This window comes from Arthrobacter liuii (assembly GCF_014639275.1).
GTDB classification, from domain to species: domain Bacteria; phylum Actinomycetota; class Actinomycetes; order Actinomycetales; family Micrococcaceae; genus Arthrobacter; species Arthrobacter liuii.
On sequence record NZ_BMFW01000003.1, the window covers coordinates 315,046 to 326,915 of the forward strand.

Sequence of the window (11,870 nt, forward strand, 5' to 3'; positions counted from 1 at the left end):
GCTGGCGCGCCCCGGCCGGCTGCCCGGCCTTTAGGAGACCAGGCTGTGCGTTTCCACGCGGTGGGAACGCTGCAGCACGTCCTGGGCGTGCTTGATCTCAGCGGCTCGCGCCGACGCGTCCCACCCGAGCGGGACGGACAGCACCTCCGCCACTTCGTTGAGGAGTTCTCCGGTGACGAGGCCCCGGAAGGCCAGGGAGGTACGCCGGATGAAGACATCCACCAAATGGCCAACCTGCTCATTGGCCGCCATGAACTCCAGTTCGCGCACGCTGAGCTCGCGGGTGGAGCGCAAAGCCTGGTCAGGTCCGGAGCCGAGGTATTCAATGACTGCTTCGGCCCGGGTCCCGTAGCGGGTCAGCAGTCCGGCGGTGCGGTCTGCGTCCCGGTTGGCGGCCATGTGCGCCTTGATCCACTTCTGCACGCCTGCTTCGTCGGCCGGGAAGCCGGCGCCGCCGCCGATGGGGAGCTGCGCCGTCGAAACCTTGCGCTGCCCGCCGAGTTCGGCGAGCACATCGTTGGTCAGGTGCTCGGCAAGGGCGCGGAAGGTGGTCCACTTGCCGCCCACCAGGCTCAGCACGACGGCGCCGCTTCCGTCTGCTCCCGAAGCGCGCCGTTCAATCCGGTAGTCGCGGGAAACGAAGCCCGGCTGGGTGGCGTCATGGCTTGGCAGGGGGCGGACGCCCGAAAACGTGTAGACGATATGGTCCGGCGTTACGTCGATCGAGGGGAAGACGTGGCCGATCAGGTCGAAGAAGTACTGGATTTCTTCATCGGTGCAGACGGCGTCCTCTGACATGTCCGCGTCAACGTCCGTGGTGCCCACCAGCACACGGTCCCCCATAGGGTAGATGAGGACAATTCGGCCGTCCGTGTGCTCGAAAAAGATCTCCCGTCCCCGGCAGGCTGCCAGGAGGCCCGGGTGGTCCAGCACAATGTGGGAGCCCTTGGTGCCGCCCATGAAGGACGACGCCGCGCCCATTGCCTGGTTGGTCAGGTCCACCCACGCCCCCGTGGTGTTCACGATGATGTCTGCCGTGAAGTCGAATTCTTCCCCGGTGAGTTCATCGCGGAGGCGGACTGTGCTGCCCCGGCCGGTCCCCGGGTTGGGAGCCGGAGACATGGACTGCAGCGAGAGGTAGTTGCTGGCCCGGGCCGTGTCACCCTGGGAGCTGGCGCCTTGGGAGCGGCCCGCCTTTTCTCCGTCCTGCAGGACGTCTAGGGTGAGCCGCTCGGGGTTGTGGACGGACGCGTCGAAGTACGTGGCGGTGTACTTGACGTCCGGCCGGAGGGCGGGCAGTTCCTCGAGGGCGGCCTTGTGCGTGCGGAACTGATGCCGCGGGACAGTCCCGCCGTCCCTGGAAAAAGAATCGTAAAGGCTGAGTCCGGCCTTGATGAGGAACGCGCCGCGCTCCTTGGGCTTGCCCTGCTGCTTGTGCGTCAGGAAGCGCAGCGGTGCGGACAGGATGCCGGAGAATGTGCTGAAGATCGGGATGGTTGTCTGCAGCGGCTTGACGTAGTGCGGGGCAATTTTCAGCAGTCGGTTGCGTTCCACCACTGACTCCCGGACCAGGCGGAACTCTCCGTTCTCCAGGTACCGGATGCCGCCGTGGATCATGTGCGAGGACGCACCGCTTGCCCCCTGGCAGTAGTCACCGCGCTCCACCAGCGCGACGTCGACGCCCTGCAGGGCCAGGTCGCGGAACGTGCCCACTCCGTTGATGCCGCCACCCACCACCAGCACTTTGGCGTGCGGACGCCGCCGCAGGTTCTGGACTGCATTTCGCTGGGCCCCTGGCCGGGGCGCAGTTACAGAAGGTTGAACAGTTGAATCCTTGGGTCCCAAAACGACTCCCTTGGGGCTTTGTGCGATGCGGCCGCCGCTGGGTGGACGCCGCCGTTCTGCTCTATTGTTTGGAGAAATGGAAAATGGAGTCAAGCACTATGCACAAACGTGCAGAACGGAAGTGAGATGGCACTTTCCCGGGACCAAGATGCCCTCCGAGCTGCACAAATGTATTACTTGCAGGACCTCACCATGGACGCGATCGCACGGGAGCTGCGCACCTCCCGGTCCACGGTCTCCCGCCTTCTGTCCTCCGCAAGGGAATCGGGCCTGGTGCAGATCCAGATTCGAAACCCCTCGGACACCGGCCCCGAACTGGAGGGCATGATCCGGCGCCGCTACAACCTGGACGTGCATGTGGTTCCCATCCTCGGGACCCTCAATGAAGCCGAAACCCTGGACCGGGTGGCCATGCAGGCGGCACGGACCATCGGACCCGTGGTGGACTCCAATGCGATCATCGGTGTGGCCTGGGGTTCAACGCTCAGCGCGGTGAGCAGGCACCTCACCAGGAAGATCACGCACGACAGCGTCATCGTCCAGCTCAACGGTGCCGGGAACATGCACACCACGGGCATTACCTACGCGAGCGACATCATGCGCAGGTTCGGCAGCGCGTACGGCGCCCGGGTGGAGCAGTTCCCTGTTCCGGCCTTCTTCGACCACGCCGCCACCAAGACAGCCATGTGGAATGAACGCAGCGTGCAGCGCGTCCTGGAACTGCAGGCCAAGATGAGCATCGCCATTTTCGGTGTCGGGTCCGTCCACGCCGACTATCCCAGCCACGTGTACGCCGGCGGATATCTGGACGAGGACGACCTGAACGCCCTGGCCAACTCCGACGTGGTGGGCGACGTTGCCACCGTGTTCTTCCGCGGCGACGGGTCATCAGACGGGATCGTCCTGAACGAACGGTCCACCGGCCCGGCACTTGCCCAGCTCCGGCAGGTGCGCCGCAGGATCTGCGTGGTGTCGGGGGTGTCCAAGATCAACGGCCTGCGTGGCGCGCTGGCCGCGAGGCTCGCCACCGACCTGATCCTCGACGAAGCCACCGCACGCCGCCTGGTCGATTACGAGGGACTGACCAGCTGAAGTGGGTAGAGTCGTTGCCATGAGAACCTCACCCCGGCTCAGCCTGAACAACGGCGTGCTGATAGACCAGCTCGGCTTTGGGCTGTACAAGGTGCCGGCAGCAGACGCGGAAGGGCTGGTGGCCACCGCGCTCGCCGCCGGTTACCGCCATTTCGACACCGCCGCCATGTACGGGAACGAAACCGGCGTGGCGCGGGGCATCAGTTCGCAGCTGGTTGCAGGGACCGGCAGCGGCGGCTCGGGTGAACGGTTCCCGTCCCTGAGCCGGGAGGACGTGTTCATCACCACGAAGGTGTGGAATGACCACCACGGCTACGACGCGACGCTGCGTGCTTTCGATGATTCCATGGTCAACCTGGGACTGGACTACGTGGACATGTACCTCATCCACTGGCCCTGCCCCCGCCGGGGGCTGTTCCCGGAAACCTACCGCGCCATGGAAACGCTCTACCGCGAAGGCAGGGTCCGTGCCATTGGCGTGAGCAACTTCCAACCCGCCCACCTTGACCGCCTGCTTCAAACCTCCGAGGTGGTCCCCGCCGTCAACCAGATCGAACTGCATCCGTGGCTGCAGCAGGAGGAACTGCGCGCCAAGCATGCGGAACTGGGCATCCGGACGGAAGCGTGGAGCCCGCTGGGCCGCGGCCAGGTGCTGGCCGATCCCGCCATCCAGGCCTGCGCGGCCGAGCACGGCAGGACCCCAGCGCAGGTGCTCCTTCGCTGGCACATTCAACTGGGGAATATCGCCATCCCCAAGGCCAGCTCTGAAGCACGCATCAAGGAGAACCTTGACGTCTTCGGCTTTGAGCTTTCCGAACGCGATCTGGCAGCCATCAGTGCGCTGGACCGCGGGCAGCGCACCGGGTCCCATCCGGACAACGTCAACTAGGCCGGCCCATGGATACCGTAAACCCCGGGACCTCCCCTGCCCCGGCGTACCTGAGCGCCGAACTGTCCGCACGCACCTCAGCCTCCACCGTGACAATCGACGGCGGCACGGTGGCCTTCTGGACCTACGAGCCCTTGCTGGAGACGCCGGAGACCCGCACCATCCTTGTTGTCCATGGGTTCCGCGGAGACCACCATGGACTCCTGCGCGTGGCGGACCAACTTCCGGACATGCGGATCATCATGCCGGACCTGCCTGGCTTCGGCAGTTCGGAGGCCTTCGCCCGGGGCCCGCATTCCGTGGAGCGCTACGGGCAGTTCATCGCCGACTTCATGGCTGCCCGGGAGCTGGGGCCGGATACCGTGCTGCTGGGACACTCCTTCGGCTCCATCGTGGCCTCGCACTTCGTGGCCAACAATCCGGACGCCGTGCGTCCCCTGATCCTCATCAACCCCATCGCCGCTCCCGCACTGGAGGGGCCTAAGGGCGCCATGACGCGGCTGGCCGTTCTGTACTACCGGCTCGCAGCAGGGCTGCCCCGCAGGCCGGGCCTGGCGCTGCTGCGCAATCCGCTGATTGTGCGGGTGATGAGCGAGACCATGGCCAAGACCCGCGACCGGGAGCTGAGGGTCTTCATCCACGGCCAGCACCACGCCTACTTCAGTTCCTTCGCCGACCGGGACAGCCTCCTGGAGTCATTCACTGCCTCCGTCAGCAGCCATGTGGCCGAGGTGGCGGGACAGCTGGAGCTGCCCGTGCTGTTGATCGCCGGCGAAAAGGATGAGATCGCCACCCTCCCCAACCAGCACCGCCTCCTGGCGCTGCTTCCGGACGGGGACCTGAAGGTGATTCCCGGCGTCGGACACCTGATCCACTACGAAACGCCTGAGCCCGCCGCCCGCTACATCCGCAGCTTCCTGAAGGACCACCCCGCGTGAAAATTGTCATAGATGCGCGTTTCACCCGTACCGACCATCATGATGGCATCAGCCGTTATGGAGCCAGCCTGATCGCGGCAACAGCGAAGATCGCGGATGTCAGCATGCTGGTCTCCGACGTACGGCAGCTCGCCCTCCTGCCGGACGTTCCCTACACGCTCATCAGCAGCCCGCTTTCGCCGCTGGAGCTGTTCGTCGCCCGGAAGGTCAATGCCATCGGAGCGGACGTGGTGGTGTGCCCCATGCAGACCATGGGCACCTGGGGCCGGAAGTACGGGCTGATCCTGACCCTGCACGACCTCATCTACTACGAACACCCCACTCCCCCGGGATTCCTGCCCGCCCCGGTCAGGCTGCTCTGGCGCCTGTACCATAAGGCGTTCTGGCCGCAGCGGCTGCTCCTCAACCGGGCCGACACTGTGGCCACGATCAGCCGGACCACCGCAGCGCTGATGGCAAAATACCGGCTGACGCGCAGGCCTGTGCGCATCATCGCAAACGCCCCGCAACCGGCGCAGGAGCACCGCAACCCCGCTGACGGTACTGACAAGGCGATCGTCTACATGGGTTCGTTCATGCCCTACAAGAACGTGGAAACCATGGTGGCCGGCATGGCCGGGCTGCCCGGCTATACCCTGCACCTGCTCAGCCGGATCACGCCAGGACGGCGGGCGGAGCTGGAAGGCATGGTGCCCCCGGGGGCCTCCGTGGTGTTCCATGACGGCGTAACGGATGCCGAATATGACGGGCTCCTGCGGCGGGCAACGGCACTGGTCAGCCTGTCCCGGGCCGAGGGGTACGGCCTTCCCCTGGTCGAGGCCATGGCGGTAGGCACCCCGGTGATCGCCAGCGATATTCCCATCTTCCGGGAAGTTGGCGGGGATGCAGCGATTTACGTGGACCCGGAGTCGCCGGAACAGTTCGCGGCCGCCGTGGCGCAGTTGCAGGACGACACGCACTGGCAGGACATCTCCCGCCGCTCCCTTGACCGGGCGGCAGGGTTCAGCTGGGACGAATCGGCTCGTGAACTGGTGGACGCGGCACGGGAAATCATGGCGAAACGACGCCGCTAAGCCCGTTGACCTACAGCACGTCGACACCGTCCAGCCGCAGCTGTACGGGCTCCGTGGCCCGCTTGGCAGCCACGGCGGCGCGGGTCACCCGGAGGGCGCGGACGACGGCGGCCGCCTGGCTGTACGGGAAGAACAGCAGGGTCCGTACGTCCTCGGCTGAGCGCCTGCCGGAGGGGGCTGCGGTGAGCAGCAGCGGCGCGGGCCCGGCGGCGCGCACCGTTATGCCCGCGTGGGCTAGGTCTGCTTCCACGGCACCCGTGTAGTGTTCGACGGCGGCGCGCGGCCCCGTCACCGATGCAATGCGCACCGCCGGGGGTAGCTGCAGTTCCGTCCGGAGGGACAGCTCCCGCTGGGCGTATCCGGCCGGATCCCACCGCAGCAGCGCCCCTGTGGCGGCCGTGTCCGTGGCCGTGACCACCACCAATCCGCCGTCGTGAGCGGGACGGACGAGTGCGGCTGCGTTAAACCAGCGGCGCACGGTGTCTTCGCCGGCGCGGAGGGTTTCGCGGCGCAGGAGGGAATCCCCGTCCAGCAGCAGGGCGGCTGCATACGCGCCGTCCGCAACGGGTTCGGCCCCCACGGTTGCCACCACCAGTGCCTTGCCCGCACCCACCTTTGCCTTCACCTGGTCCCCGGAGGACGTGATGACCGTTTTGCCGGGAAACGCGCGGCCAAGCTCTTCGGCAGTGCGCAGGACTCCGGTGGCCCCTTTTCGAAGCCGGCGCCCGCCGCAGTGCGGGCACTTCCAGTCCGGTGCCGGAGTGGAACACCAGCGGCACTGGGGCAACGCGGAGGTACCGGCCAGCGCCAGGGGCCCCTGGCAGTGCCCGCAGCGGGCGGGTTCGCGGCACGTTTCGCAGACGAGTGAGGGCGCGTAGCCTGCCCTGGCAACCTGGACCAGGACGGGGCCGCGCTCCAGCCCTTCCTTGGCGGCCTGCCACGCAGCGTGCGGCAGTCGGGCGATGGTGGCCAGCGGGTCGCGGCCCTGCTCGAAGCTGTCGGCGGTATTGACCACGCGGGGAACAGTGCTGCGGACGGCGGAGCGGCCGGTTTCAACAGGGACGGCCCAGCCGGCGTCCACCAGCCGCTGGACCTCGGTGCTGCGCGAGTGCCCTGCCAGAAGGCAGGCCGTACTATCCTGCTCTGCCCTCAGGAGCAGGACTTCCCTGGCGTGGGCGTAGGGTGCGCGCTGCTCGATGTGGAGGTCGTCGCCGTCGTCCCAACAGGCAACCAGCCCGAGGTCCTGCACCGGGGCGAAGGCGGCCGAGCGTGTGCCGATGGCGATTTTGGCCCTGCCCGCCAGCAGGCGGAGGAAATTCCGGTACCGGGGCGTGGGGCCGTCGTCCGCAGTGAGCCGGGCTACGGCCTCCGCCGGAACCACGTCCTTGAGCGCATCCTCGAGCCGGTCGAGGTCCCGGTAGTCGGGCACCACCAGCAGGGCACCCCGGCCGGAGGAATAAGTGGCAGCAGCGGCCTGGGCGAGCAGGTCCGGCCAGCCGGCGGGCCCGTATCCCTGCAGGGGGTTGATGACGGCACGCGGGGATCCTCCGCTGGCCAGGTGGCGGAGGAACGCGGCTCCGGTGCGGTACGCGGTCCAGGGCTGAACGCCGGGAGTACCGGAAGTGTTCGGCATGCCTGCCGCCTCCGCGGTGTCCAGTGCGCGGTCCAACGATCCGGGATAACCCTTTTCCAGCCCGGCCACCCGGGGTGGGACTGCGAGGCGGAGGACATCGCTGACCGTGCCCGCGTAGCGTGCAGCGACGGCCGTGGCAAGGTCCCTGACGGCGGGCGTGAGGACCGGAACCGGGGACACAACCTTCGCCAGGGGCAGCAGGGTGTGTCCGGCGTCGGACTCCGCCACCCGTTCAAGGATGAATCCGCTGAGGTCCTGGCCGTTGAACTTGACCTTCACCCTGACGCCGGGCTGGGCTGCCTGGTCCAGCGCAACAGGCACTGCGTAGTCAAAGGGGCGGTCCAGGTGCGGCAGCGAGGACTCGACGAGGACCCGGGCCACCGGGAACCGCTCCGCGATGGCGATGCCGGTGGGCAGCGTACGTGCGGGGAAGCCCTGCAGCAGGGATGGCTGGACGGAACCGTCAGCAACCATGGCGGTTACCTCCGTTCAGCTACCGGGTTGGACACGAACAGCCAAGCACCGGGCACCGACATTGGGCTTCCGGCCTCCGGCGGCAGCGCCACTAGGCGTTGAAGAAGGCCTTCAGGTCGTCCACCCGGTCCAGGCGTTCCCAGGTGAAGTCGGGATCATCACGGCCGAAGTGTCCATGGGCGGCCGTCTTGGCGTAGATGGGCCGCTTCAGGTCCAGGGCGTCGATGATGGCCCGCGGACGAAGGTCGAAGATTTCCGCGATGGCTTCGCTGATCCGGGCTGGATCCACCGTCTCGGTGCCGAACGTCTCCACGTAGGTTCCCACGGGCCGGGCCTGGCCAATGGCGTAGGCGATCTGGATCTCAGCACGCTTGGCCAGTCCCGCGGCCACCACGTTCTTGGCAACCCAGCGCATGGCGTACGCAGCGGAGCGGTCCACCTTGGACGGATCCTTGCCGGAGAAGGCACCGCCGCCGTGGCGTGCCATGCCGCCGTAGGTGTCAACGATGATTTTGCGGCCGGTGAGGCCGGCGTCGCCCACAGGACCGCCAATGACGAACTCACCCGCAGGATTGAGGATGTTCGCTGCGCGGGAGATGTCCAGGTTGGCGGCGGCCAGGACGGGTTCAATGACGACGGCGGCGAGGTCCGCGCGCAGCTGCTCCAGGCTTGCCCCCTCGGCATGCTGGCTGGAGATCACCACGGTTTCCACCGATACGGGGACGTCTTTGTCGTAGCCGACGGTCACCTGGGTCTTGCCGTCCGGGCGGAGGTAGGGCAGCTGGCCGGTCTTGCGGACATCGGTGAGCCGCTCGGAGAGGCGGTGGGCCAGCCAGATGGGCGTCGGCATGTAGGAAGGTGTCTCGTCGCTGGCGTAGCCAAACATCAGGCCCTGGTCGCCGGCACCTTGGAGGTCGTAGTCGTCCTCCTGGCGGCCCTCGCGGGCTTCGAGGGAGTTGAAGACGCCGCCGGCGATGTCGTTGGACTGCTGGCCGATGGAGACAGACACGCCGCAGCGGGCGCCGTCGAACCCGTTGGCCGAAGAGTCATAACCGATTCCCAGGATGGTTTCGCGCACGATCTGCGGGATTTCAACGTAGGCGTCGGTGGTGACCTCGCCGGCCACGTGGACCAGACCGGTGGTGGCCATGGTCTCCACTGCCACACGCGATTCCGGGTCTGCGGCCAGGAGCGCATCCAGGATGGCGTCGCTGATCTGGTCGCAGATCTTGTCCGGATGGCCTTCGGTGACCGACTCGGACGTGAAAAGCCTGAGCGCGGAGGGCGTGGCCCCATGGGTCTGGGGAACGTGCAGCGGTAAAGTCACTCAACTACCTTACTGGTTGGAATCCGTACACCCCGCAGCAGGTGTCATCCGATGTCACCGTGCCCGGCAAACGTGGCCAGGAACACGTCAGGCGCGGGGTGAAACGTGGTTCAGTTCAAAGCTGATGCGGCCGATGATCGCTTCAGAAACCTCAGTCTTGGTTCCCGAGGCCTCCTGTGGTTCGGAGCCGGAGCGCGAGAGGATGACCACCGAGTTGGAGTCCTGCCCGAAGACCTTGTCCGTCCCCACGTGGTTAACCACCAGCAGATCGCAGCCCTTCCGGCGCAGTTTTGCTTCCGCATACGCCAGGACGTCGCCTTGGCTGTCCCCGGTCTCGGCGGCAAAGCCGACGATGAGCTGCCCGGATCCGGCAGGACCGGAGTTGCGCTGTTCCACGAGCTCCTGCAGGATGTCCGGGTTGCGCACCAGGCTGATGACGGGATCTGCGGTGTCGTCCCGCTTTTTGATCTTGGTGTCCGACACTTCTGCCGGGCGGAAGTCGGCAACGGCAGCGGACATGATGACGACGTCGGAGCGGGCAGCGGCGTCCAGCGCGGCTGCCCGGAGTTGCAAGGCGGTCTCCACGCGCACCACCTCAACGCCCGCCGGCGGTGGAACGTCCATATGGGCTGCCAGCAAGCGGACTGTAGCGCCCGCGTTCCGGGCCGCGACCGCCAGTGCCACGCCCTGCTTGCCTGAGGACCGGTTGCCAAGGAAGCGCACGGGGTCCAGCGGCTCGCGCGTTCCGCCGGCACTGATGGTCACGATCCTGCCCGCCAGCGGCAGCTGGTAGTCGGACTGCCCCTGGACCAGGGCCATGGCTGCCTCGAAGATCACCTGCGGTTCCGGGAGCCTGCCCGGCCCGGAGTCTGCGCCCGTCAACCTGCCGGAAGCCGGTTCCAGGACGGCCGCACCCCGGCTGCGGAGCGTTTCAACGTTGGCGCGGGTGGCGGCGTGCTGCCACATTTCCGTGTGCATGGCGGGGGCGAACAGCACTGGCCCGTGGGCCATCAGCAGCGTGTTGGTAAGCAGGTCGCCGGCTTGGCCGGTGGCGGCCTTCGCCAGGAGGTCAGCCGTGGCGGGGGCCACGACCACCAGGTCCGCCTCGTGTCCAAGGCGGACATGGTTGACCAGGTGGACGTCGTCGAAGACGCTGTTGCTGACCGGATTTCCGGACAGTGCCTCCCAGGTGGCGGTCCCAATGAAACGGGTGGACGCCTCCGTGGGAATTACCGTGACGTCATGGCCGGCTTCAGTAAAAAGCCGGAGGAGCGATGCCACCTTGTAGGCGGCGATCCCTCCCCCGACTCCGAGGACTATGCGCACGTGACCTCCGTCAACAGCAAGTCAGTTCAGCGGCAGGACTACTCTGCGGCTTCGATCGGTGTGGAAACCAGTTTGCCTTCGTTGATCTCGCGCAGTGCGATCGAGAGCGACTTCTCGTTCAGCTTGGTGTCAACCAGGGGTCCGACGTATTCGAAGAGGCCCTCGTGCAGCTGGGCGTAGTAGGCATTGATCTGACGAGCGCGCTTGGCACCGAAGATCACCAGGCCGTACTTGGAGTCGGCTGCCTCGAGCAGCGAGTCGATCGGCGGGTTGATGATGCCTTCAAGGTTCGTGGACACGAATTCTCCAAATTCCTAGCGGGCTGACGGTTCCGGCAGGTGTGGATGCGGTGTCAGCCCCATGAGTGAAACAAGCTCGTCCGCTGCCCGGCGGACGTCGTCGTTGATGACGGTGTGGTCGAACTCCGGTTCAGCAGCAAGTTCCAGTTTAGCGGTTTCCAGGCGCCGCTGCTGTTCCTCGGGTGTTTCGGTGCCCCGGCCCACCAGCCGGCGGACCATTTCGTCCCAGGTGGGCGGGGCCAGGAAGACGAACTGGGCGTCCGGAACGGCCGCCTTGACCTGGCGCGCACCCTGCAGGTCAATCTCCAGCAGCACCGAACGGCCCTCCTCGATGGCCCGGTTCACTGTGCTCTTCAAGGTGCCGTAAGTGTTCTCTCCGTGGACAACGGCCCATTCCAGGAGTTCACCCTCGGCGACGAGCTGTTCGAACTCGTCCTTGGTTTTGAAGAAGTAGTGCACGCCGTCCACCTCCCCCGGCCGGGGCGCCCGGGTAGTGGCTGAGACGGAAAGCCAAACCTCGGGGTAGTTGTCACGGATGTATGTGGACACGGTGCCTTTGCCAACAGCCGTCGGACCTGCGAGGACTGTCAGTCCAGGTTTCTTGCTCACGTATTCCTTTTGCCGCAGTTGGGGGAAAGACAGGCGCTGCCTGCCTCAATGCTCGTCTATAAAATCTACCAGCGCCCGGCGCTGGTGCACGCCCAGGCCCCGGACCCTCCGCGACGCAGCAATGCCCAGTTGCTGCATGATCGCAGCGGCCCGCACTTTACCGATGCCGGGAAGGGCCTCGAGCAGTTCCGAAACCCTCATGCGGGCCAGCGCGTCGTCTTCCAGAGCGGCGCTGATGATGTCCGCTGCTGACCTGTCGCCGTGCCGCAGGCTTTCCTTGGCGGCGGCACGGGTGGCCCTGGCTGCTGCCGCCTTGCCCAGGGCGTCGGCCCGTTCCGACGCAGATAAAGGTCGCAGGACCATCT

At 66.5% G+C, this 11,870-nt stretch carries 11 protein-coding genes; 4 read left to right on the forward strand and 7 right to left on the reverse strand.

Going from position 1 to position 11,870, the window contains the following annotated elements; translation table 11 throughout:
• Positions 1-30: 30 nt before the first annotated feature.
• The gene (locus IEW19_RS05390; RefSeq protein WP_188570639.1) at positions 31-1,845 is read right to left on the reverse strand and encodes a glycerol-3-phosphate dehydrogenase/oxidase; all 1,815 of its coding nucleotides are present in this window, start codon (positions 1,843-1,845) and stop codon (positions 31-33) included.
• Positions 1,846-1,971: 126 nt separating this feature from the next.
• On the opposite strand from IEW19_RS05390, the gene IEW19_RS05395 reads away from it, so the two are divergent.
• The 4 genes from IEW19_RS05395 to IEW19_RS05410 are packed head-to-tail and all read left to right on the forward strand — an operon-like array spanning position 1,972 to position 5,837.
• Complete coding sequence (locus IEW19_RS05395; protein ID WP_188570640.1) at positions 1,972-2,937, forward strand: sugar-binding transcriptional regulator; 966 nt, start codon at positions 1,972-1,974, stop codon at positions 2,935-2,937.
• A gap of 19 nt (positions 2,938-2,956) precedes the next feature.
• Positions 2,957-3,826 carry an aldo/keto reductase gene (locus IEW19_RS05400; protein ID WP_188570641.1) on the forward strand — a complete coding sequence of 290 codons (870 nt, stop codon included), beginning with the start codon at positions 2,957-2,959 and terminating at the stop codon, positions 3,824-3,826.
• 8 nt (positions 3,827-3,834) lie between these two features.
• Entirely contained in the window at positions 3,835-4,764 is a 930-nt protein-coding gene (locus IEW19_RS05405; protein WP_188570642.1) for an alpha/beta fold hydrolase, read from the forward strand.
• Entirely contained in the window at positions 4,761-5,837 is a 1,077-nt protein-coding gene (locus tag IEW19_RS05410; RefSeq protein WP_188570643.1) for a glycosyltransferase family 4 protein, read from the forward strand. The genes IEW19_RS05405 and IEW19_RS05410 overlap by 4 nt, the downstream gene beginning before the upstream one ends.
• Positions 5,838-5,847: 10 nt before the next feature.
• Here IEW19_RS05410 and IEW19_RS05415 read toward each other — a convergent pair whose 3' ends face one another.
• The 6 genes from IEW19_RS05415 to mihF form a co-directional block, all read right to left on the reverse strand.
• On the reverse strand, positions 5,848-7,944 hold the full coding sequence (locus tag IEW19_RS05415; protein WP_188570644.1) for a primosomal protein N': 2,097 nt from the start codon (positions 7,942-7,944) through the stop codon (positions 5,848-5,850).
• A 91-nt stretch (positions 7,945-8,035) separates the two neighbouring features.
• A complete protein-coding gene (gene metK, locus IEW19_RS05420) occupies positions 8,036-9,271 on the reverse strand; it encodes a methionine adenosyltransferase (RefSeq protein WP_188570645.1) in 1,236 nt (411 codons plus the stop codon).
• A gap of 87 nt (positions 9,272-9,358) precedes the next feature.
• Positions 9,359-10,597 carry a bifunctional phosphopantothenoylcysteine decarboxylase/phosphopantothenate--cysteine ligase CoaBC gene (coaBC, locus tag IEW19_RS05425; protein WP_188570646.1) on the reverse strand — a complete coding sequence of 413 codons (1,239 nt, stop codon included), beginning with the start codon at positions 10,595-10,597 and terminating at the stop codon, positions 9,359-9,361.
• Between the two features lie 38 nt (positions 10,598-10,635).
• Positions 10,636-10,896: a DNA-directed RNA polymerase subunit omega gene (gene rpoZ / locus IEW19_RS05430; RefSeq protein WP_003800778.1), complete on the reverse strand. Its 261-nt coding sequence runs from the start codon at positions 10,894-10,896 to the stop codon at positions 10,636-10,638.
• 15 nt (positions 10,897-10,911) lie between these two features.
• The gene (gene gmk, locus IEW19_RS05435; protein ID WP_188570647.1) at positions 10,912-11,505 is read right to left on the reverse strand and encodes a guanylate kinase; all 594 of its coding nucleotides are present in this window, start codon (positions 11,503-11,505) and stop codon (positions 10,912-10,914) included.
• A 45-nt stretch (positions 11,506-11,550) separates the two neighbouring features.
• Entirely contained in the window at positions 11,551-11,868 is a 318-nt protein-coding gene (gene mihF, locus IEW19_RS05440; protein ID WP_188570648.1) for an integration host factor, actinobacterial type, read from the reverse strand.
• Positions 11,869-11,870: the final 2 nt, after the last annotated feature.